The sequence below is a fragment of the Rhodococcus sp. T7 genome (genome assembly GCF_009872365.1).
Lineage (GTDB): Bacteria > Actinomycetota > Actinomycetes > Mycobacteriales > Mycobacteriaceae > Rhodococcus_F.
This window is the reverse complement of sequence record NZ_WXYH01000287.1, coordinates 1-23,309: the sequence shown is the minus strand read 5'-3', so window position 1 is coordinate 23,309 and position 23,309 is coordinate 1. Positions and strand designations below refer to the sequence as shown.

The following is a 23,309-nucleotide window of genomic DNA, read 5'->3' as shown; positions in this document are numbered from 1 at the left end:
GCCCGACTCATGGTGTGGGCGGGAGTCGCGTCGAATGCAGGAGGTCCACATTTGGTCGAATATGCGTGAGACACGTGATTCACGTATCTCACGGGTAATCCAGGGGATGTGTGCCATCCGGGAGATGGGCAGATGTGCGTGTCGCGGGGGATGGGGGAGTGGCACGGGATGGGGGTGTCACGCAATCAGGGGCATTCATGGGCCAGGCGGGTCTTCCGGGTGATGCGGTTTTCCCGTCGATGGCGCGATCCACGGGAAGTGGGGGAGTGGCACAAGGCGCGTGTTCGGCGCGGCCGGAGGGTCATGCGGGGCATCCGCGTATCCCGTCGTCCGCGTTGTCCATGCGCGACGCCCTGTATGCAGAAGATGGGAGACACCCGGACCTCTCAGGTGTCGCGGGTGATGGGCAATACCCTGAGTTCCAGCGTTCAGCGCCACTTCTGCGAGATGGGTATGACACAGGATCTCCGGGATTCACGCCAAGCGCGTGCATCGCGCGATACCCAGAGGTCCCGTGCTTGGTTCCTTCTGCGGGTTATGGGTGATACCCGAATATCACGCTGTTCGCGCCGCACGCTTGTATCGCGGGATATCCGTGTCTCATGGTTTCCGCACTGCACCAGTGGATCACGCAAGGTGAGTAAGTCCCATAGTCATAGGGTTTCGCGGCAGCAACAGGTAGAGCGTATGTCCCACATCTGACGTTGACCCAGTTATATACGGGTTACCCGTATTTCACGGGCATTGCAGGAATCCCGATTTGAACAGGCGTTGGGGGAGTGGTGCATATCCCGCCAGATTCGCCAGCAGGGGAGCGGATTCCACGCGAGAGACGGGTATTGCGGGGACTGTGTATCTCACGGGTATTGCACAATTTGTGTGGGCAGCGACGTCTGGGCTCGGGTGCCGAGCGCCGCGCCGGCATCCGGATTCGAGCGGCGCGCATTGGCGGCTGTGCGGGCCGCTGCGACGCACAACCGGCCGCCGGCGATGTCGGGTCCGGGCCGAGTCATTCGGCGATCGCAGAACGGCGCTCAGGCGGCGGCGTCGAAGAAGGCAGATTTGGCCCAGCCGGTGAAAAACGTGGGGAGGAGTCGGATCGGGAGCACCCTTTTTGCCGCCCCGTTGCCCCGCAGAGCGCCGAAACCGGCTTCCGTGAGGGGATTGGACGCCAAACGGCATTCGGGACGCTCAGAGGCGCGCGGTGAAATCGGTGTCCGGAGTACCGGCGACGCGTTCGCGCGCACCCGACGATCAGCGGCCTGCTGAACGGCTTGGAACCGGCCGCGGTTGGCGGCTCGCGGCGATCGCTCATCGGCGCCCTGGCCGACACCTCCGTCGGCTCCGATGTCCGCAGTCATCTGTGTGGGCGGGCACCTCGTCGGAGTTGCTGAAAGTCGCGAGGGCGCCGGCGCCGGCGCCTTCGCTGGCGAGCAACAGGTGCGGCACCAACGCCGGAACGCTGAGAGCAGCGACCAGCTCGGCGACGATCGGACAGCGGTATCCCGGGGAGACAGCCGGCGGTTCGGGAGTCACCGCGGCCACCGCGGAAGGAATCCACGGACAGCTTCACGATTGGGGGAGTTGCCTGGGCGATACACCCAGCGCCCCTGAGCCGCGAGTCCGCGGAACACCCATGCCAAGAACGCGTATGGGGCCGACACCTCGAAAGGTGCCGGCCCCGTCGTCACGCCGCGCCCAGACGACCACCAGAGGCACCTGGACGACAGCCCCGCGACCACCATCCGACTACGCGGACAGGGTCGGATTCCTCGATCGGATCCCGCTACCACCACGGAGGGCGACGTGAACGATCTCAGCGTACGTCGAACGTGGGTTGACCACCGGTGAACCACGTCCGCGGCACCTGCGGCGTGTCACCGAGCCCTGGGGTGGTTACTGCTTCGGCTGCCGCCACAGCGGCCGGAACCATAACTCCACAACGTCCAACGCCGCCGAGCCCGTTGCGCAAGCCAGGAAACCGCCGTTCCAGCGCCACAACGTTCTGAACTTCGCCACCTCGTTCGCGGGCAACTTCGTGGTCCGCCAATACTGGTTCGCGGCCAGTACGGTTCACCCCGCCAGCCGCGCACTGGCCCCCGCACCGACACGCCCGCGGCAGCATTCGCGCCGAAGCAACGCCTCACCGGCGGCCCGGCCGATCAGTCGGTCGCGGGGTCGCCCATCTGCGCAAGCAACTCCTCGGTTCGGCGGAGGATTTCGTCGGTTCTCCGGTCGATGTCGTCGAAGGTGTCTGTCAGGTCCCGCAGGTTCTGGGCGTCGGTGTGTTTGTGGGCGATTCCGGCGTCGTAGCGGGCTGCGAGTTCCTCCGCTGTCAGCTCTACGTAGTCGTCGTCGCCCACAGGGTCGGGTTTCGCGGCGTGCAGTTCGGCATCGACTTCCTCGACAACTGAGCCCCAGTTGTCGAGCAGCACCGGTCGTGCGCGCCGGGACGCTGCGATCCCGGCAAGGTGCGCGGTGACGATCGCGGCGACGGACTTGCCGGACAGGCCCCGGCTGTCTCGACGTGGGGCGGCGAAGTGGCCCCACTGATCGAAGCTCGGGAGCAGCGGGCCGTCCCGGTCTTCTCTCAGCGCCGGCAGTGTCCGATAGGACACCACGCTGTCGTCGGTGACGGGTCGCGCCTCGATCAGGCTGCGGGCCAGGGCTCTGTTCGAGGGGTATCGGTCGAAAAACGCCTGCAGCCGCGCCCATCTCAGGTACACCGCAACGGGGCAGCCGCGCGGATCTTCGGGGGTCGGGTGTAGTTGCCGGTCGTGACCGGCGCCGATCAGGAGGGTGTTCCCGTCGTAGGTGAGGTCGCTGCGTTGCAGCCGTCCCACCGCGGTGGGGGTCAGGTCGATGGTGCAGGACAGCACCAGCAGGAGTGCGTCTCGGCGTCCGAAGAGACCGCCAGGCCAGCCGGTGGTGGGGAGGGCGGACACCACGGCGCGGGCGAGTTGGGAGCGCTGGCCGCGGCGGCGGGCTCGGGTCGAGAGGATGTCCCGGATGGCTCGTGACGACCCGGGCGGATGATGCCCACCTGCCGTGTGGACCCAGTTGATGGCGGCGATGCGGCGACGTTGGGTGGTTCGCCGGGCCGGATGAGCATCCAGGAACCGGGCGAGCGCGACCGGGTCCGCCGGCAAGGGTGCGGTGTCGAGGGCTTCGCACCAGTCCGCGAAGAGGGCCCAGTCGTATCGGTAGGCGGAACCGGGGCCCGCTGCCGCGAACAGGGCGGAGATGTCCGGTGTGCCGTGCCTGTTCGTCCCGGTGGTTGTCACGGCTGTTCAGCGTAGGGGCCGCACCGACCCCCGATCCCGCCACTTCGGTGGCACGGCGCGATCGGCTCCTCGGTTTTCCCGCGTGGTGTCGGTTCTCCGTGTGTCTTCGCAGTGTCGTCACCGCAGGGTCTTACAGGCCGATTCGGGTGACGGCGTTGTTCTGCAGTGGTGCGTGTTCGCGGGCGTAGATCTCGAGGGTGGCCGGGTTGACGTGGCCGGTCTGGCGCATGATCTCGTGCGGGTGGGCGCGGTTGAGGAAGCCCTGGGTGACGAACCCGGCGCGCAGGGAGTGGCCGCCGATCTGGGTGACGACGTCGTCGGGGTAGCCGGCGAGTTGGGCGCGGCGGCGGATCGCGGCGTGGATGGCGGGTCCGGATAGGGGAGTGTCGCTGATGTTGCCGTTGGCGCGGATCGCCCGGAACACCGCCGCGGCGGGGTCGGGCGCGGTCGGGGCCGCGGTGCGGCAGGCGTGGTCGTCGAACTCGTCCTGGTCGTGGAGGAGCCGGATCACGCCGGGGCGACCGGTGCGGTCGAACGCGGCGATCACGTCGAGCCACCGGCGGTAGGCGCAGGGTGGGCAGGTCAGATGGCGAACGGTGTAGGGCACGCCTTTGACCTGGCCGTCGCCGGTCTGGTCGGTCTTCGACGTACGGATCCGCAGGTGCAGTCCGTCGTGTCGGTGCGCGGTCACGTCGGCGATGACCAGCGCGGAGAGTTCGGAGCGCCGGCACGCGCCGGCGAAGCCCAGGAGCAGGAGTGCGCTGTCGCGCCGCTCGCGGGCTCGGGTGACCCAGGTGGTGGCGTCGTCACGGCTGGCGGACAGGATCCGCTCGAGGTCGGCGACGAGGAGTGGTGCGGCGCGCTTGGTGGGGCGGTCGCCGCTGCGGGCGTAGCTGCGGCGCAGGCCGGAGAGGGTGTCCTTGATGATTTGGGACTCGCCGGGGGCGGGCTGGGCGCAGGCGCGGTGCCAGTAGTTGATGGAGGCGACCCATCGGGTGAGGGTGGCGGTGGAGTAGGCCCGGTCACCGGTCTGGGTGCGGGCGTCGGCGTGTTCGGTGAGGTAGTCCGCGACGGCGTGCGGGTGCGCGGGCAGGTCGCGGTGCCCGCGGAGGGCGCACCAGGCGGCGAACTTGGCCCAGTCCTGCCGATAGTTGCGGACGGTGCTCGGCGCGTGCCGCTGCTCCAGTGCCGCCAGGATGCGCCGTTCGGCGTCGGCGCTCAGGACCGGCGGGCCGGGGCGCACCGCCACCATCGGGGCGGGCGCACCGGCCGACCGGGCGGGGGAGGGGCCGGTCACGGGCGGGGTCTCGGTCATGAGGGGCGACTCCAGGTCTTCTCGGTCTTCGGGGTCCGGGGAGTGGGGCAGGCCCGGCGTGGTGCCGGCGACAGCGTCGGCAGCCGGGACGACCGTGCGGCACGGTCCTCGACCGAGATCAGGGAGACCACTCGTTCGGCGGCGGTTGCGTCACGTGACGGCCGATGGTGGCCCGGTGCGACGTGGCTGGTGGCATCAAATCCCCTGACCTGGCCCTTCTCTCATACAACGGCGCTAACATCTTTTAGCAGCTATCACCCAACACTTGGGGGAAGTGACTCGGCGCGGCGACCAAACCGGATCCCCAAATCCCAGGTTGTGTAGGTTCCGCGACGCGGTGTTCTCCAGAATCCGTATGTCTCATGAGACATTCGGATTCCGGCGCCGAGACTGGTCAATGAGGGATTCGTGCCGGCGGTCGGATCGCTGCCCCGACAGGCTCGTGAGACGTCGCTTACCTGCTGAAGGACTCGGCGTCAGGCGCCGCTGCGGTGAGCGTCGAGGGCGACGAGGTGACCGCGGTGGTCGAGTTCTTGACGGAGCAGTGTGTTGTCGTGATGCAGGGCGGCGATCGCGCTAGCTGCGGCGTCCAGTCGATGGGACAGTTGGGTGCATTCGCGTGTCTTGTCGGCGAGGGCGGCGCGCAAGGCGGCGAGTTCGTCGTTCTTACGGGCCTCGCCCGGCGTGAATCCGTCGCAGGCGGCGACGCGGGCGTCCCATTCGGACATGATCTGGGTGGCCCGGTTCATGGTGGCACGGCTGACGTCGGCCTCTTTCCAGAGGTTGTCCTTGATCAACCGTCCGTCGGTGCGCTGCGGCCGCCCGGCCATCAGCCGATCCATGGCCTCGCGCAGGCGTTTGGCGGTGCCGGCCGACACTCCCTCCTCGGGCTTGGCCTCCTCTGCGGCCTCGGGGATGGTGGTCACGCTTGTTCCTTGTCCGTGTGGGTCTTGCGGATGACAGCATCGACATCGCCCAACTCGCGCTGCAGCACGGCTTTGCGGCAGGCCGACAGCCCCGGTGTGTCGATGAGGGTGAGCAGGGTTTGGCGCTCCGAGGCCCAGATCGGCGCGTGTTCGGGGCCGATGACACTGTTGGCGCATCGATCCGGACGGCACCGGTCTTGTAGCGGGCCTTTGTGGCCTTCGGGAACGACGGCGTTTTCGAGACACGCCGCGCCGACAGGGTTGTTCTCGTCCATAACGCAGTGGTTGAGAACGCCGAACCGGATGGAGAGCCGGGCTTTGCGCAACATGGCTCGTTCGACGATCGCGTCGCCACCTCGAGCTTGCACCGTCTGTTGAATGCCGCTGAAGGCTTGCGTCATCCGTTCGGCGCCGGGACCGTAGCCGATCGGTTCCCCGGCCTTGTGGGCTCGGTAGAGGTCCTCCACTCGTCGGAACCTGGCCGCTTCGATAGCCGACTCCAAATGCTCGGCCCAGGAGCTGTCCGCGTTGGCGTAGCCCTGGGTCGAGCGATTGGCCAGCGCCCTGGACGCGATGTGTTTGAGCTGGATGCCCAGGGCGATCTCGCTGCCGGGGAAGTGGTCCGTCAGCATCGCCATCGTCCGCCTGAACATGTGCGGTCGCGTCTTGCCCGGCGGGATCTCCTGCAATCCGGTCCCGGCGCGGGTGGTGTTGACGTGGGCTGCGAATGCCTCCAGCATCTGGTGGCTGCGAGAGACATCGGCAGATTTGCGGACCATGGGCGGGAAGAGCCGGTCGTGCCGTTCGGACAGCCGCTCGGCAACAACCACGGCTTCGGCGACCGGTGCGGTGATCCACCAGTGCTTGATCGGCAGATCGGGGTCGTGTTTGCCCTTGGTGGACTTGATGGCCGGTGTTCCGTAGTACTCGACGATCGAGCCGGGAGCGATTTCGTGGATCTCCGAGTCACGCATCATGGACAAACCCACGACCAGCACGTAGCAGGCGTTACGCAGCATGCGACGTTCCAGTCCAATGGCGCGAGGGGCGAGCCCTCGATGCCAGGGGGTGCTCGTGCCGTCGCCGCGCTGGACCTGGGCGAGGTCGTCGATGACGCCGGTCGTGGTCCGGTGGCCGCTTGAGACAGCGTCCTCGACTCTGGCGATTCGCTGCCGGCCGGTGGTCCGGTTTCGGCCGAAAATAGTTGCGCCACAAGAGTGATCCCAGCCAAGCATCAAGGTCAGCAACGACCAGTTCACCTCACCGCGATCCTGGCCGGCGTCGTAGGGTCCGGCATGAACAGGGATCGGGTTGGCGGGGTCGGCCAGCCATGTGGTCAGTCGCGCATCTTGATCGCCGGTTATCTTCTTCGTCGCGTTGCCGACGAGCTCCTGGTAACGCTGGTGCGCTCGCAGGATGTCGGGAGCGAAAGTGTGAACGTAGGTCCAGGCGGCACGGATCAACGGAAACCATTGCTCCGGCGGAATCGCGGGAGTGGACACGACCGCGGCCACGGGAGTTTGCGATGCATCACGGGCACTTTTGCCTGCCCAAGGGTCCGTTCGGAGTCCTTCGCCGGTGAGGGCGGGACCGTATTGGTGCAGCATTTTCAATGTGCCGATGTAGTGCCGGACGCTGCTGCCGGACAGCTGCTCGCGCAGGTCGCTGACAAGGCGCCGCAGGTCGTTGTCTTGCCAGGAGGCCAGTTCCGGCGGCAGCCCGTTCGCCTCGGCCCATCTGGCCAGCCGCCGGAGGTGGCTCAACTCGCTGATCACCGTGGACGGGTTCGCCGGTGTGGGTTTCAGGGAAAGCCCCGCCGTGGTGACCGCCGGGTGGCGCGGGTTGAGCATGACCATGCTCAGTTCACGCGCCAGCAGATTCCACGGCGGCTCCGCTAATTCTTGGGAGAACACCAGCGTCCAGGCGGCCGCATAGAGCCGGGCCGGTCGGCTGATGACGCCGTTGAGGTTCCATTCCCGGGTCTCGCCGAACTGCGGCACCCGCGCGTCGGCTAGCAGCGGGTGGGACTGAATGACGGGTTCGTGGGCGTCGAAGGCCGCGCTGGACTGGGCGCTCGGTCGTTGGATGCTCAACTGTCGAACTCCACGTTCGCGGCCAGTGGCAGATGCAGACCGGCCTCACCGGCATCGATGTGCTTACGGGCCAAAGCTTTCTCCTCATCCGTGCGCTCGGCCAGGACGGCGAGGAGATTGGTGTGACTCTGTCCCCACAATTCACCGAAGTGCTGCGGAGACAGTCGCATCCGGAGCCGGTCGAGGTGGTCGGCGAACAGCAGAAGCTGAGGCAGGTCGCTGGGCAGCACCCAGGCGTTGCGGCATTCCAGACAACGCAGCGGTGCCACCGGGCACAACTCTCCCGACCGGCCGTAGGGCGAGTTGTGGGGGTCCGCGCACTGGGTCAGTCCCATGTCCAGTGCGCCCCGTCGGATGTCCTCGGCTTGCCGCGGGCTCAGGCCCAAGGTCTGCGCCTGATCCGGGGCGTCCAGCACGTCGGTGGAGGTGGTCAGCACGGTCGGTCCCTCCAACGCCTTGGTGAACCAGTGGTCCTGGGCGGTGGCGATCACCTGGCCCGACATCACGCGCAGGGTCGTGCCCTGCGCGTAGTGGCCCCGGAACACCTCCTCGTGGTGATCGTTGGCCGTGTCGGCGATGCGGCCACCGAAGGCGATCGCCTTCTCCACCTTCGTGGATTTACGCAGTCGACGAATGTCGGGCGCCCCGTCGACCGTCACGTCCGCGGCGGCCAGCCAGTTCACAAACCGGGACCGGGGAAGGTTGTAGTCCCATCGCGCGATGCGCAGCTCGTAGTCGGCCGCGACCGAGGCTGCCAGGAACAGACGTCCGGCGTCCGGTGCTCGTAGCCGGAGCTGCTCGGTGACGCGCATGAGACGCCGGATGATCGCGCCGACTTCTCGGTGGGGCCGGTCGGTGAAGTCGACAGGCTCGCGAACCGTCGTTTCCGGAAGAGTCTCGGTGCCGAAGGTGCGGTGCCGCACCTTCTGAGCCCGCTGCTTGGTCAGAGTCAATCGAACGCCCGAGGGCAGGAACTCGACATCCTCATCAGTCAACGCGGTGACCTCCTCGGATGTGTGCCCGGTGGCCGCCATAAGCAGCACCCGATAGGCGTGCAGGTCGAGGTGACCGGGATAGAGCTGGCGCACCAGCCATCGCACGAGCATCCCCTTCGCCCGCGCCGCGTAGACCGGTTGGTCGGGATGTTCGATGCAGGCCCGCAACTCGGGCGGCCACCGATGGATCACCGGAAGGTTGTCGCGGATGTCGAGTGGGCTGACCTGTTGACGGGACAGGCCCCAGAGCAGATTGGCGACGTCGGTCCAGCCGTGCTCGGCCGGGTGGCGGCCCTGGGCGGCCGACGCCCATCCGTCGGAAAGGCGGGAGTCCAGTTGATTCGCCCAGGCCCACGCCGCCCGAACGACGGCGCGTTTGTCCTTGCGGGAGAACTCGTCGACTTCCTGCGTGCTGCCCGCAGCCACTCCGACCTCGCCGTCGACCAGACGACGCAGATGCGGGGCCACCGGTCGCTGATCGTGTTGTGCGCGTCGGGCGATCAGTGCCCGCACCATCGCCGCCAGGGTGGACGGCGTCGTCGAGCCCGCCCGGTAGTCGGTGGGAAGGGTTCGTTCCCACTCGGCCAACACGGCCGCGATATCGGGGTGCTGTTTGGCCAAGCTGGCCTCGTGCGCGTCCTCGGCGAGCAGGAAGTCGACCTTCGTGCAGAAATTGCGTATCGCTTGCCGGCCGACGGCGGCCGACGCGCCCGAGATCCTGCTGATCTCGGCGTAGTCGACCCACTCGTCGGCCAGCTCCCCGGCCAACCCGGCGCACCGAAACTCGTGGGGGCTGAACGTGACCTCCCGCGGTATGCCGGTCCGGTCCAGTGCCCGCACCAAACGGATACCGATCCGGTCGACCGGAGCCTCCGGCTCGGCGACCGCAGCGAAGTCGTGTTGGTGGTCGCCCCGGCGAGGCATCAGCGCTCACCCCCCTCGACCAGCACGTGACGGGCGATATCGGCGTAGGTGTCGCCTTCCTGCACCGTCCACTCGGAGAACGCGGCGTCCACCGCGTTCATCGGATCGTCGCTGTATTCCAGATAGGCGTACGTCGTGGCGGGGCTCGAATGTCCAAGTCTCCGGCTGACGATCAACAACGGGTTGTGCTTGATATGACCGCCCAGGTAAGACATGTGGCGTCGACGCCGCGCCACCGCGTCCGGTTCGTCGCCGTCCATCTGCTGTTCCAGATAGGACAACAGCTGCAACGCAAACGTATGCCTGGTGTCGTGCCATCTCCACCGCCGCCGAGGCAGCAACGGTGCACCGGGAGCATCGGCATGAACGCGCATCCGCGCCCACGCGTCGCAGCGGATCCGATACCAGGATGAAGGCCCGAGCATCTGACCGCCGTGGCCGACGAACACCGCCAGCGGCTCGACACCATATTCATTCTCCCGCATGCTGATTCGCCGCAGGTCCGGCCCCATCGCAGACATCACGAACGTCCGGCGCCGACCGTCCAGGACACCGCGCAGCGTCCCGGCCTCGTGATCGATGTGGTCGACGACGAACAACTCCCGGCGTCGACGCGCCAAGGATTTCGACGAGGCGGCGACCAGTTCCGGACGCTCCACCAGCAGAAAGGTGTCCACCGCGTCCAACGCTCCGGTCGGCACGTAGATCTCGCGGTACTTGCCATACTTCGCGCAGGCCTGCACCGGGAACTCCACAGATTCGCCCGGTCGACGCCGACCGACACCGAGTTCGGGCAGCAACACCGTCGACCACTCCGCCGGACGCATCCCAGTGCACAACGCCAAGTCGGCGGCGGCCCGACCACGGAGCGGCGCTCGACCACGGAACACAGTGCTGGCCTGTGAATCCGGCAGCTGCCCGCCCAGGCCGACGTCGCGGAAGTAACGGTATTGCGCCAAGGTCATGTGGCGAATGTCCATGCCCCGCCGCAGTCGGGGCGCCAGCGGATTGCGTCCCCTGTGGGATATCCGCAGCGGTCGGTGACGCAGGTGGCCATGCTCGACCAGCCATCGGTAGAGCTGGTTGAGCAACTGGGCCTCCTTCCCCCACGTCGCATCGCCGACTGGCTTGTCCTGCACCTGTGTGCGCAGAACGCGGTACGCCCTGAAGTCGGATTCGGTCGCTTCGAGCAGGCCCCGGTCGCGGGACCGTAGGAAGTGGACGAACCGCCGCACGATGTAGGCATACTCGCGCAACGTCTTGGCGTCCTTCTCCTCGTAGACCAGATGTCGGAACCACGAGCACAAAGGCTCGACCGGCCGCATCGTCAGCTCGTCGAGGAACACCGGTGTCCCGGCCGGGATCGCTCGATACTCGAGCAGCCGAACCACGTCGGCCGAGTCCACACCGTGGCCGTCCAGGTGCGTCCGAAGCAACGACGGATCCACGAACGACAGGAACACCCGATCCTCCTCCGAGACGACGGAGGACATAGATACACGAGCGCTACGACACAGCGATCACTCGGCACAACACAGACAGGAGGCCGATGAGACAGATTTCAACCCTGAAAAGAAGCGGTGTCACTTTCCAAATTTCATGTCACTCGCGTGTCACTTTCCAGGTTTCGTGTCACTCGGGACCACTGGATGCGTCCCCACGGCCGGGGACATGCGGACTGGTTCCGATGCGGTCGGTGCTGGATCAGGACCGGGTCGCCGCAGCGAGCTTTGCGATGTCGCTGGCGTAGACGGTGGCCAGTGCGGATGCAGCCGGTAGTAAACCACGTCGTTGTCCCAGTCGAAGGAGTCATCACCGTAGAAGCCTTTGAAGTAGGCGAGTAGGTCCGGCCAGTCTGCGGCCGGCTCCGCGTCGTGGGGGTTGAGATTTCCACAGTGCCGTATGTGAACACGCCGAGGTCTTCCCCGCGCATGTGCGCGGCGCTGACGGCGGGCCGGGCGGCGAGGTGGCGGGCCTTGGCCGCGCCGCGCGCCGTGCCGAAGTGCCACTTTCCGTGCAGGAAGTGCCCGTCCACACCGCTGATCCGTGGTTCACCTTTGGCGGTGACGGTGGACAGGGCGAGGGTGCACATGCCGGTGATGACCTGGGTGAGCTGCTCTGCGGTCAGTGTGCGCTCGGTGTTGATGATCGAACGCAGGTGGGTGGTGGAGCGGGACAGGGAGTCGTCGAGGAGGGCCTGCAGTTCTTTGAGCTCTTCTGGTGTTTCGCGCATGGAGGTCCTTGTCTGTGGTTGCGTCGATCCGAGGTCCGGCCCACGTCCACGATCGGCGCCGAACGGTGGAACCATGCTTGCACTAAGACCCTGACATCTTGTGTCAGCTATTTTCGTCTGTCTTGCGGGGCGCCAGAACTCATGCGCGGTCGGCTGGCCGGCGGTTCGAATACTTCAGGTGCGATCCACTGACCCTCGCCAGTCACAATCACTGACCGATCGACGATCGCCTTAAGGGATAGCGGCCGGCTGAGGATTCCGACAAGTTCGTCAGAATCATGCACTGACACGATCTTGAAAACCCGCAGGTCGGAGGCGCCGAGAAGTGACACCGAGACGTGGAACCTAATGGGAGTCGATCAGCGAGCCTTCGACACGTAATGGATCAGGAGGGGGAAGCTGATCACCGAGCCACCGGTCGGTGAGCACCGCAGGAACCTGAAGCGAGAGTCGATTCCTGACTGTAGAGCGTGCCCCGGCCGGTTGGTGAGGTCGCCTGTAGCGCTGATGGGATGTCGTGCCAAGTTCGAGCACTGGTCCATTAGGTCGAAGCCGGGTGTCCTTAGGCTCGAAATAGGTTGAGCGAGAACCGAAGGAAGGGGCGGTGATCGATGATCTTCATCGGCGACGACTGGGCCGAACAGCATCACGATGTGTATCTGATGGACGAGGCCGGGCGGCGGCTGGCATCTCGGCGGCTCCCCGAGGGACTGACCGGCATCCGGCAGTTGCACGAAATGGTAACCGAGCACGCCGAAGAACCAGGTCAGGTCGTGGTCGGCATCGAAACCGACCGCGGCCTGTGGGTGCAGGCGCTGACCGCCGCCTGCTATCAGGTGTACGCAATCAACCCGCTCGCGGTCGCGCGCTACCGCGACCGGCATCACGTCTCGGGCGCGAAGTCCGACCCCGGTGACGCCAAGCTGCTCGCGGACCTGGTGCGCACGGACCGACACAACCACCGCCCGATCGCGGGCGACAGCCCGGACGTGGAGGCGATCAAGGTCCTTGCCCGCGGACACCAGAATCTGATCTGGGCCCGCACCCGGCAGACCAACATGCTGCGCTCGGCGCTGCGCGAGTATTATCCGGCCGCGCTGGAGGTGTTCGACGACCTGCACGACCGCGACACCCTGGCCGTCCTCGGTCGTGCCCCGACTCCCGCCGAGGCCGCGCACCTGACCCTGCCGGCGATCCGATCCGCGCTCAAAAAGGCAGGTCGGCAACGCAATCTCGACGGTCGGGCCCGCGAAATCCAGGCCGGTCTGCGGGTCGAGCACCTCACCGCGCCGGCGCCGGTCGCTGCCGCGTTCGCCGCCACCACCCGCGCTGCGGTCGGTCTCATCGTCGAGTTGAACCGGCAGATCACCGAACTCGAGGCCGAACTGGCAACACATTTTGAGGCACACCCGGACACCGACATCTACCGCTCCCTGCCAGGACTTGGTGTTGTGCTCGGCGCCCGGGTGCTCGGTGAGTTCGGGGATGACCCCGATCGCTACACCACCACCAAGTCTCGCAGAAACTACGCCGGGACCTCCCCGTTGACGGTCGCGTCCGGCAAGAAACGCGCGGTGCTCGCCCGCCACGTCCGCAACCGGCGCCTCTACGATGCCGTGGATCAATGGGCGTTCTGCGCATTGTCGTCCAGCCCCGGCGCCCGGGAGTTCTACGACCAGCGGCGTGATGCCGGCGACCTGCACCACCAAGCGCTCCGCGCCCTCGGCAACCGCCTCGTCGGCATCCTCCACGGCTGCCTCCGCCACCGCACCCACTACGACGAACACATTGCCTGGGACCACCGCCGCACCACCCGGGCTGCTTGACGCCTTACGGCCCTGGGATGTCTACAGGTTGGGTTGTGTTGTAGGTGTCGAGATGCAGCGAAGATTAACAAGCTGACCCACTTGTTTAACAAGGGCGACATCGGTCGTTGATCGGGTCTGAGCTGCATCGATGCCCTGAATGCGGCCACATGCTGGTTCGGTTCTTGTTAGATTTGCTGCTAATTCCCTTGTGGTGGTGACACGCCTACACGACGAGCGCAGACGGCATGCCCGGGTCAATGTGCAGCGGCGTGTTCTGCCAATCTTCGTTGCATCTCGACAGTCGCAGGTTCCGCGGAGCGGTGTTCTCAGAATCGGTATGCCTCATGAGACAGGGAACTCTGGTGTCGAGGCTGGTCAGCGAGGAGATCGTGCCGGACGGACGGATGGCTGCACCGACTGACACGTGAGGTGTCCCTACCAGCTGAAGGACTCGCGATTACGGTGGCCGGCGGTGATCGCCGACGGCGACGAGTCGACCGCGGTGGTCGAGACCTAGTCGAGTACCTTCTGCAGGGTGCTCGTCACCGATCTGCGTCATTTCCTCGATCTGCCGGACGAGGTCCCCGGGCCTGCCCGCCGTCTCGCCGAGCAACTGTACGACCTGGTTCGCGCCGCCACCGCCGGTGACACCGGTACCGCCTGGGTGAGCGCGCTGCCGTGCCGGCGACGTCCCGGCAACCGCCGCTGCACCGGCCGGATGCTCGTTCTCCGCGCCGCTACCGAGGGCCCCATCGCCTCGGAATGCAACACCTGCGGCGACGCAGGACGCATCAGCGACTGGGAGGGCTCACCGTTCGATCTCCGACGCGCTCAACCGACGGAGATCGGCCCGGTGCACCACCTCCGCATCCCCGACGAGGTGGCTACGACCCTGCGCGGCATCATGCTGCTGGACACCGACTGCGAACGCGTCGCCTTCCGCGCGTATGTCGACGGCGACGACACCATCCTGCCGGTCCCCGACACCGGCCTCGAGGAACTGATCGGGTACGTGGCCGCCGACGCCAACCATGAACCGAACCGGCGCCGCCAACAGCGCCTCGACGCCGCGTTCACCGTACTCAGTGAGGCCGCCGAGAACCCGCACAGCTCACCGTCGGCCCTGGTACCTGCCGGCGACAGCACCGGCGCTGTGCCGCCGCGGCCGGGACCGGCGGTTCCCGGTCTGCCGGAGCTGGATATTGCTCGGGTGCAGCGGTGGTGCGGTGCCCGCGTTCCCGAGCACGCCCGGCATGAGGTCCGCCTCGAATGCGAGATCGCGGCGCGACATCTGACCATCGTCGAGCGGCGCGCCCCCTGGTGCGATGACGTCGGGACGGAGTGGACCAGCATGCCGATCGCCCGGCTGCGCTACACCAAGGCCACCAAGACCTGGAGTCTGTACTGGCGGGACCGCAATCTCCGCTTCCACACCTACGACCGGCTCCCGCCGTCGCCGCACCTCGAGACCCTGCTGACCGAACTCGACCGGGACCCGACCTGCATGTTCTGGGGCTGACGAACCCCAGGTGCGTCCGATGGGCGGGTGCCACATCGAATCCCGCACGAGGCGACACTTCGGGGTCACCCGCGAGTTGTGCACCATGACGCCGTACGACGTCCGCAGGCCTGGGCGGCGGCGTTCGATGCCGAGTTCGACGGCATCCGGTACCAGACGCGGTTCACCACCGTACCGACCGCCAATGCTGCCGCTGTGTTCGGTCCTGTCGGCGGGGCCTCTTTGGCCGGTGGACCCCGGCCGGAGCCGAATTCAGGCACCGACCAGACCATTTGGTTGGGCTATGAGGCTCCCAACGTGAAGCATTCCAAAGTGCATGAGAGTCATCACAGTGCGGCGACGACGGTTTCGATAGAACTATGGACCCATAGACATTGGATAGGGTAAGGGCAGGGATGCCGCCCGAAACGAGGGGAACAGATGGGCTACTTCGAGGGTCGTGTCGTCGCAATAACAGGAGCCGGGGCGGGAATTGGACGCGAGCTAGCTCTACAGCTGGTTCAATCTGGCGCACATCTGGCGTTGTCAGACTCGTCGGAGTCTCTACTGCTCGCTACCGCTGACCTGTGCGCAGACGGTCCCGGAGACATCTATACGTCGGTTGTCGATGTGACGGATCGAGCTGCGGTACTTGCCCATTCAGCAGATGTCGCTTCTCGATTCGACCGAGTTGACGCTCTGATCAACAATGCTGGCGTACTTTTTGCCGGCGACGTCCTGGACACTACCTTCGAGGACTACGAGCGAGTGGTCGACGTTGACTTCTGGGGAGTCGTCAACGGAACGAAGGCCTTCCTTCCACACGTGATGCGTTCAGATCGAGGGCACATCGTCAACATCTCCTCGGCCTTTGGGTTGATGGCCGCTCCGTCGTATTCCGCCTATAACGCGGCCAAGTTTGCTGTACGGGGTTTCACTGAGTCGCTCCGCCAGGAGATGGCCCTCGAGGGACATCGCGTAAAGGTGACATGCGTTCACCCGGGTGGAATTCGGACCACCATCGCGCGCACTGCTAGGCACGCGGCAGGAGTAGACGGGACCGAACTCGCTGATTCATTCGAGCGGCGTATAGCGAGAACAGATCCGAGTGCCGCCGCTCGGACGATCCTCCGGGGCGTTCAACGCGGGTCTGCGCGCGTCTTGATCGGCGCAGACGCCAGAGCGGTCGACATGGTTACGCGAACACTCGGATCGCGCTATCTGTCCATCCTGCCCGCCCTGAAGAAGCTTGGTGCGTAGCTGGACGTTCGACCTGAACAGCGTTCAATCCGGACAGGCTAGGATCTCCTCGTTCATTCGGTCGGGGAGGTTTTGGATGGCGACAAAGTGGTTACTGGTAAGTACGTTCGGGGGCGCGGTGCCGTCGATTGTGGGACAGGGCCGCACACCCAAGCCCTTCGTGCCGTTGGAGCAAGTGATCAAGAGCAGGCGGTCATTTGCAGATGCGACTTCGGCGATCACTGAGGTCATGGCCAACCCGACAAAGGTTGACAGGCTTTCCAGTGACGGCCGTCGCCGGGTTATCGCGGACCCCTTGTGCACATTCGAGGGCCGACTTCACGCCATCTATCTGTGGGCCGGATTGGCTGAAGAGAAGGTTGCACAACGCGATCCGGCTGGAGCCTGGTACTTCAATCTCACCGACCTCAAAGTCAGTGGTAGCGAGGATCTTTTCGACTTGTATGGGGTAGCACCCGAGAATCGTCGATCTGAGGCTGCAATGGCTGGGGCGTTCGATCGGTTGGATACCGGCGTCGACGAGGGGCAAGCACTAGCCAAGATCGTTCAGTCGACCCCGGGGATGGAACACCAGGCGGTGTGGACGGTCAAACGCGACGACGGCGACCGCCGTGCTGCGCATTTCTCGTGCCGCGCTGTTGAGGAACGGCCCGATCCGAACCGCGATCGGAAGGTGGTGATTCTGAGGGGTGTTACACATGACATAGGTCCGGCGGACGATGTGCCGACTGCACCGCCGCCGGTCATTCTGGAACATCGCGTCTTGGAGGCCAAGTTGAAGCCTGGTGAGTATCTGGCCTACGTGGATATCAAGAAGCTGAGCCTGATCAAATGGCGAGGCAACCCGATGCCCGGGATTGCTTGGGAAGGTGGGGTAGGGGAGCCGACGCCGGCGATGCACCCGGATGACGTCGCGGTTGCGCGGCGTCTATCTGCAGAACTTGCGCGTGGTAGCACCTCTGGTGTTGTTCGCTTTCGCGGGCTCGATGGTGAGTGGAAGCCATTGCACCTTGAGGTCTCGTTGATGGTCTTTGACCAGCACACGACTGGTGGACTCGTCACCGTGTCGGCGGCGCCGCCGCCGGGACATCTGTGACTCTTCCTCGCTAGCTCTCGATCACCTGCCGGCACGGCGCCGAGTTCTCGACGTACCTGCGGCTAGGCTGCGCTCGGGTAGCTTAGCTAGCCCGACAACGGTTTCATCGCCCGTTTGGGGCGGCGGCACATACGGCTGGTGCCACGATGAGAAGAATGCGTACCGATCATCGGCGCAACGGGCATCAGTTCTCGGATGGAGCCGGTCATTTCCGGCTCGCCCGGGCGGGGCTAACACGGCTGCGGAGCCCATCGAGTCTCATTGTTCGCGTGGAACTGGAAAGGATTTATCAGTCACTATTGGCGGATACGAGTGTTGGTGCGCGCTGGGCCGTGGATGGTGACACCGCGTTGCGCTATGGCGTGGGCATTGTCGTGAAGAAGTATTCGGCTGTTGTCGGTGGCGTGGACGGTGGTGTGTCCCTCGGCGTGGACGGTGACCTGGTCGTAGGCGTGGATAGTGGATTCGTCGGTGGCGCGGACTTTGGCTCGGTCGACGGCGTAGACGATGGATTTGTTGCGGGCTTCGACCTCGGTGTCGTCGAAGGCTTCGATGATAGCGATGGTGTACGCGAAGCAGCGGGTGTGTCCCTTGAGCTGCACCTGCGCCGCGTCGGTGACGACGATGGCCCGCGACTTCGTCTGGTGGTGCGGTGTACTGCCGGTGATCCGCAGGGTGCCGGTGCCCTCGAGGTCGTGGAGTTCGAGGATCTGCTCGGGCGGGGCGTCGATGACGACGGTCTTCGCGCCCTGGGCAAATCGGGCGACGACGTCCGTGGCGGTGCGGCACGGAGTCCGAGGTGCGCGGCACTGTTGCTTGCGTGTACGTGTCGAGGTGGTTGGGCGCCTCATGCTCGACAACCTAGCCGCGATCGCCGCGCGAGAGCGGGTGCCGCGCGGGAGGCGACGAGTTCGGCACATGTGAGCTATCGCGGCGACATTCGTCGATGCCGTCGATCGTGCTGTCATGCCGCGGACCGACCGGTGGAATTGATCTGAGCCACAATGGCCCGGGCCCTGGAGTAGTCCGCCCCTCCGTTCGATCTGGTGGGGAACCTGCCGTAGCGGACCCTCGCCGGCGCCGAAATGGGGAGCGCAAGCGCTCCGGTCGAAGTATTCCGACGCGTCCCCCGCTTCTTACCCCGCGTGGTTCTCCACTCTTGCTCTTCGTTCCACCAGGTAAACAGCTCGCGGTCTACCAGATGTCGGGAGGCACGTCGCGCGTTGAAGCCCGCAACCCCAAGGGTCTGCGCGGCCATCTCGAACACCCGCAGCAACTCCTCACCGGTGGCATTCTCAATGAGCAGCCCCGCCGAGTGCAGGCGGGTGAGTGCCCGCTGGATGAAATCTGTGCCGTAGCCAGTCTTCTCCGCCAATCCGTCCAGGCTCTCGACCCCGGACCGGTAGTACCAGTGGACACGTGCGGTTGCCCCACCGAGCCCACCGCACCTCGACGGACTCCATAGATCGTGGGTGTGATGGGGGAGGAGTGTGAGTCCGGGCCCAGGAGCGGGGGCGGGTTCCCCTTGTGTTGCATGAGAAGTAGTCTCTACGCCCACATCAGGCGGCTGGTTGAGGGTCCACCGTGCAGCTCGCGTCCCGGCGCTTGGAGTGGTTAGCGTGACCCAGCCTTCCCGTGCCAGCACACGAAGCCTGCGCGAGACCGTGGAGGCATCGAGAGCGCACGTCTGTCCCAGGCGGCGGCAGTCGATGTCGAGGACCCGAGTCCGGGCAGCGCGCGCTAGCGCGGTCAGTGCGTGCAGGATCCGTTCGTCACTTGCTCCTCCTCGTCGCCCCCAGTGCGCCGTTGCCGATGCAAGGGCATACTCGATGTCGTCGAGTTCGTCGTCGATCGGTTCCCGTGGCGCCTGGCTGAAGCTAACGGTGAAGGTAGCGGCCCGGGCAAGGGCGCGGGACCATTGGCGTTCGGTGTCGTCGCGGCCGCGGGCAGCGTCCTCACGAAGCCGAATCAGACCCGGAGCAGTGGCAACGGCGGCGCGGGCGTCGTCGAGTGTGTGTCCGGCGCGAGCCATAGAAAGAAGGATGGTGTGAGCGAGGGCACTGCGGTCCGCCCCTTTAGACGGCACCGTCGCGAGCAAAGCCACGGTTCGGTGGGGTAGCGGCCGCCGGGGTCGGTCGAGTCTCGGACCCGCAGCATCCTCAATGATCCGCTGCGGCCGCCGTCGTTGTTCCTCGGGTGGTGTAGCGCGCGCGACATGGGGATGCTGCGCGAGGAGCCAGTTGACGACTTCCGGCGTCGTCCCGCGGCTGACACGATCGAGAGTCTGCTGCAACTCTGCACCGGCCAGGTGGGGCACGGACCGTCCACCGTCGCGGTGTGGTGCGCCTGGAGGCCGCACAACTCCCATATGAGGTTTGCTCAGGGGTGATGTGTCGAAGGTGGCATAGTGCCGTCCGAGCACGTGGTTGAGTTTCCCGACAGCGGCCAGGTCAGCCCCGTCCTCGCCAAGTCGGAGCCAGATGTGTTGGCCCCCCCGGGGCCCGGAGTGCGCACGCAAGTAGTGGACGCCCAGGTCGTCGAGGTGTCCGGCGAGGCGGTCCGAATCGCTACGAGCCTGATCGGCGCCAAAACGGGACGAATCGAAGTCGAACGCCAGAAGCCGAAAGCGCTGGCCCGAGTCGGCGAGATAGATCGCCCAAGGAAATTCCAGCTGCTGCGGGGGAATGGAGATGGTGGTGTCGTAGCTATGTTCTCGTTTCGGGTCGACGCGGACACGCCGCCGCGGCGACCACATGCGGGTGCAAGTGTCGTAGAGCAGTTGTGTGCTGTCAGTGTCACCACTTAGCGGGGTGACACGCGCATGAGTTATTAGACCTGCATCAGGGTGTGCGCTACCCTGGGCTCTGTCCAGCAAGACAGTCCCTCCGGGGAAAAGCAGTACAGAGAATCGAGCGGCAAACTCGTTTCTCGACCAACTTCAAAGACCCAATGCCCTCGGCCCTGCCCGGTCGGGGGTTTTTTGGCTAGTTGGTGTGATGCACTACGTGGTGTGTGTTCGGTTGTGCGGCGTTAAGGCCGCCATCGCGTTTACGCGGAAAGTTTCAGCACCTCCTGGTTGGTCTCCTGAACGAGCTGGGTATGGCCGGTAGCGGCTGCGAGAAGATCTGCCAGGTACTGGCTCATATTCACACCCGCTGCCATCCGCCTACGTTCGAGCTCCTCGAACACCACGTCAGGGACTCTGCTGGTTACGCGAGTCCGGCCTCCCTTGTATGGGTTTCCCATTCCCTTCTCCTTCCCTGACCGTCCAACTTCGGACCCCAATCAGGATCCGCACCAAACCTGTCACAAGTTGGGCAGATAACGATGAAGACACGCCGTCGAACGATCTCAGAGATGCGCGAATCCGTGCTTTAGTTGCGTGATTACTTATAGGTTCTTCGCGCGTGTCTCGCGCTGTTCACATCCGCGCTTCCACGCTTCTGCAACGATTCGCTTGTCGACCCCATAGAGCTCGGCGATCTTGGGCACAAGGTCATCGCGGACCGGCTTTGCCCCGTTCTCGATCTCGGCCAACGTAGTGGCCCCGATTCCGAGCTGGGCGGCTGCGTTTCGTTGATTCAGCGCTGCCCGCACTCGAAGGTCGCTCATTCTGAGTTTGCCAGCCGGAATCGGCACGAGCACAGAGATTGACGTGTCTAGGGCTTCGGCAAGAAGACCGAGCATTTCCGGTGCCGGCCTTGACCGTCCAGTTTCCCAGGTCGAGACGGCCTGACGGGTTGTACCGATTCGGGCCGCGAGATCGTCCGGTGTGAGTCGTGCCTTCACACGTTGTTCGCGGAGCTTGTCACCCCGGAATCCTCTGACTCCGCTGCGAGGCACTTCATCAACTCCCGGGGTCCGGCCACTTCTGTATCCGACCATTGTTGCCCTTCCCGGAGTGAAGTAACGCGCTGACAAGCCCTATAGTTGCGTGTTATTGTTGCGACGATCGTCGCCGCTTCGAGCGGCCGAGCTCAGGGGTAGGGGCGGGAATGAAAAGCGTGAATAGGTTGCGCGCAGAAGCTGCCGCGGTTTATGATCCTTCCGCGCGCCCCACCGGGGAGTCCTGCGGCCTTGTACACGTCGGGTCTGCTTGTAGCGCAAAAGGTGATGCACACCGTCTATTTGGTGTGCCCTTTGGACTCCCGGGGGCGATCGTGTCGGAAACAACTAAGACAAGGTGTGGCTCGTGCAGAGTCGCACCTTCGCGTGCTTCTGACGCCCACAATCACCAGGTCACCACCACCGCGACCAGCGGTTCGGCTCGTCGAGTTTCTGAAGTCGAACGGGCTCAGACTTATTCGCTCCGGACAGAATTCCGAATTCCCAAGACTTCCACTGTGCGGTTGAACTTCTGCCCAAGTCACCGCTCAGTGGTCTCACTTCGCAGCTCGTGGCTCGCACGCGGGCCAACTAGTGCTGCGCAGAAAACCCCAGATGCGGTGATGATTGGCGTCCTCGCCCGCACCTGGGGTTCTACTCCCAACAGCGTTTCAACGCGTAAACGTCCACGCCGCAGGATCTCGGATCCCCGCGGGCCATTTCTGTACCCAGTTGGAGGCTCCGATGTCTTTGGGTGCCCACATCCACCCGACCACTAATCGTACTGCTGCCCCGTTTTCGTTACAGGCCGATTCCACCGAGTCCGCTCCTCACGTTCCGATCTCGTGGAATGAGGGCGGGCGGCCGCTCGGCGTCATCGCACATTGCGCTGGTCGGGCGCCTGGTTACAGGTGCTACAGCATCGGTCTTCCTGGGTTTTCGACCTGTCCCGCGGGCCACTCCTTGGTGCCGTATTCGTCACCCTGGGTCGGCGTTCAGCCCGTCGTCTAACTCGCTGACAGATTCCCAATTCAATTCTCCATTAAGGATTTCGCGATGTTACTCGTCCTTCTGATCACCTTGCTCTTCGGTCTCGGCGGGGCCTTCCCTGGCTGGCCAGCCTGACCGTTCGCCTCACGGCCGGTCGAGGGCCAGTCAGCCTCCTGCCCAGCTTCCAAAGTTGTTGTTATTCAGATATTTCCGATTCGTCTTCGGCACCTGCGGTTGCACAGAGGTGCACCGCAACGGCGTTTCCTTCGAGAGAAAGCGAGTAGTGATGAGTAGATCAGGTGGGGGCCGGCATCGTCGGCGGGCGGAGCGGGCAGCGGTGTGGTGCGCGGTTCCTGTGGCGCTGTGCGTGGCATGTGCGGGTGTGGCGCAGGCAGCCCCGTCGCAGCCGGGTACTGGTGGTGGGATTCAGCCGGGTACCGGTGGTGGGAGCCAGTCGGGGACGTCCGCACCTGCTCCTGAGCGTGAATACCTGCCTGGTTACATCCCTTCCCCTCAGGTGCAGAACGCGGAGTGGCGTTCGTACGAGGACTTCGAGCAGGGGTACTCGCAGCCGACGTATGTGGAGCCGCAGTACACCCAGCCGGTGTATGTGGAGCCGCAGTACACCGGGCCGGCCTATGCGCAGCCGGAGCAAACTGTGCCCGCGCCTGCCCCGGCTGCGCCGCCTCGCCCGCCGATGGTGCAGCGACCGGGTATCGCTCCGATCCAGGCCCCGCCGAACACACTCCTGCTCGGTTCTGCGCTCCTGCCCCGGCCTGATGTCATTCCGGAGCGGGAAGCCCAGCAGGTCAACAACACACTGTCCGCGTTGCAGGCCGATGGCGGAAACCTCGTCACTTCTCTCGGTGTGCCGACGAAGCAGGCCGACCGGCTCGCGGCGGGCACGGTGACCGGAGTCGTGGTTGGTGGTGCAGCCGGCGCGCTGGCGGTCGGCGCACCGGCCGCCGTCCTCGGTGCGGCGGGTGGTGCAGTCATCGGCACCGTCGTCGGTATCGGGGTCGGCACGACGCTGGCGACGGTGTTCATCCCGGGTGTCGGCCT

The 23,309-nt window shown here is 65.3% G+C and carries 14 protein-coding genes and 2 pseudogenes; 5 read left to right on the top strand and 11 right to left on the bottom strand.

The genetic code is table 11. The features are described from left to right. Positions 1-857: 857 nt before the first annotated feature. The 9 genes and pseudogenes from MLGJGCBP_RS23365 to MLGJGCBP_RS23325 form a co-directional block, all read right to left on the bottom strand. The gene (locus tag MLGJGCBP_RS23365) at positions 858-1,013 is read right to left on the bottom strand and encodes a hypothetical protein (RefSeq protein WP_160098375.1); all 156 of its coding nucleotides are present in this window, start codon (positions 1,011-1,013) and stop codon (positions 858-860) included. Between the two features lie 21 nt (positions 1,014-1,034). After that, positions 1,035-1,361 (bottom strand): hypothetical protein, encoded by a 327-nt coding sequence (locus MLGJGCBP_RS23360; RefSeq protein ID WP_160098373.1) that lies wholly within the window; start codon positions 1,359-1,361, stop codon positions 1,035-1,037. Positions 1,362-2,162: 801 nt separating this feature from the next. After that, complete coding sequence (locus tag MLGJGCBP_RS23355; RefSeq protein WP_236581309.1) at positions 2,163-3,284, bottom strand: hypothetical protein; 1,122 nt, start codon at positions 3,282-3,284, stop codon at positions 2,163-2,165. A gap of 130 nt (positions 3,285-3,414) precedes the next feature. Further along, positions 3,415-4,599 (bottom strand): integrase, encoded by a 1,185-nt coding sequence (locus tag MLGJGCBP_RS23350; protein WP_160098371.1) that lies wholly within the window; start codon positions 4,597-4,599, stop codon positions 3,415-3,417. A gap of 476 nt (positions 4,600-5,075) precedes the next feature. Further along, on the bottom strand, positions 5,076-5,525 hold the full coding sequence (locus MLGJGCBP_RS23345) for a hypothetical protein (protein WP_201453174.1): 450 nt from the start codon (positions 5,523-5,525) through the stop codon (positions 5,076-5,078). After that, positions 5,522-7,618, bottom strand: a complete 2,097-nt coding sequence (locus tag MLGJGCBP_RS23340; protein ID WP_201453173.1) for a hypothetical protein — start codon at positions 7,616-7,618, stop codon at positions 5,522-5,524. The genes MLGJGCBP_RS23345 and MLGJGCBP_RS23340 overlap by 4 nt, the downstream gene beginning before the upstream one ends. Continuing rightward, positions 7,615-9,537, bottom strand: coding sequence for a hypothetical protein (locus MLGJGCBP_RS23335; RefSeq protein ID WP_160098369.1), 1,923 nt, complete (start codon positions 9,535-9,537; stop codon positions 7,615-7,617). Before MLGJGCBP_RS23335 ends, MLGJGCBP_RS23340 begins: the two co-directional genes overlap by 4 nt. After that, on the bottom strand, positions 9,537-11,000 hold the full coding sequence (locus tag MLGJGCBP_RS23330) for a site-specific integrase (protein WP_160098367.1): 1,464 nt from the start codon (positions 10,998-11,000) through the stop codon (positions 9,537-9,539). Before MLGJGCBP_RS23330 ends, MLGJGCBP_RS23335 begins: the two co-directional genes overlap by 1 nt. Before the next feature lie 241 nt (positions 11,001-11,241). Then, a pseudogene (locus MLGJGCBP_RS23325) lies at positions 11,242-11,770 on the bottom strand (pyridoxamine 5'-phosphate oxidase family protein). Between the two features lie 611 nt (positions 11,771-12,381). Here MLGJGCBP_RS23325 and MLGJGCBP_RS23320 point away from each other — a divergent pair. The 4 genes from MLGJGCBP_RS23320 to MLGJGCBP_RS23300 all read left to right on the top strand — a co-directional run bounded on the left by MLGJGCBP_RS23320 (position 12,382) and on the right by MLGJGCBP_RS23300 (position 17,432). Further along, positions 12,382-13,596, top strand: a complete 1,215-nt coding sequence (locus tag MLGJGCBP_RS23320) for an IS110 family transposase (protein WP_160098365.1) — start codon at positions 12,382-12,384, stop codon at positions 13,594-13,596. Positions 13,597-14,113: 517 nt separating this feature from the next. Then, positions 14,114-15,097: a DUF3024 domain-containing protein gene (locus tag MLGJGCBP_RS51985; protein ID WP_236581308.1), complete on the top strand. Its 984-nt coding sequence runs from the start codon at positions 14,114-14,116 to the stop codon at positions 15,095-15,097. Positions 15,098-15,517: 420 nt separating this feature from the next. Then, on the top strand, positions 15,518-16,336 hold the full coding sequence (locus MLGJGCBP_RS23305; protein ID WP_160098363.1) for an SDR family NAD(P)-dependent oxidoreductase: 819 nt from the start codon (positions 15,518-15,520) through the stop codon (positions 16,334-16,336). A 76-nt stretch (positions 16,337-16,412) separates the two neighbouring features. After that, the gene (locus MLGJGCBP_RS23300; RefSeq protein ID WP_160098361.1) at positions 16,413-17,432 is read left to right on the top strand and encodes a GAF domain-containing protein; all 1,020 of its coding nucleotides are present in this window, start codon (positions 16,413-16,415) and stop codon (positions 17,430-17,432) included. A 296-nt stretch (positions 17,433-17,728) separates the two neighbouring features. On the opposite strand, the gene MLGJGCBP_RS23295 is transcribed toward MLGJGCBP_RS23300, so the two are convergent. Both MLGJGCBP_RS23295 and MLGJGCBP_RS23290 read right to left on the bottom strand, forming a co-directional pair. After that, entirely contained in the window at positions 17,729-18,283 is a 555-nt protein-coding gene (locus tag MLGJGCBP_RS23295; RefSeq protein WP_160098359.1) for a hypothetical protein, read from the bottom strand. 2,539 nt (positions 18,284-20,822) lie between these two features. Next, on the bottom strand, positions 20,823-21,317 hold the full coding sequence (locus tag MLGJGCBP_RS23290; RefSeq protein ID WP_160098357.1) for a helix-turn-helix domain-containing protein: 495 nt from the start codon (positions 21,315-21,317) through the stop codon (positions 20,823-20,825). A gap of 1,447 nt (positions 21,318-22,764) precedes the next feature. Between MLGJGCBP_RS23290 and MLGJGCBP_RS23285 the strand changes: the two are divergent. Next, positions 22,765-23,309 (top strand): annotated as a pseudogene (locus tag MLGJGCBP_RS23285) (hypothetical protein); the annotation flags it as partial.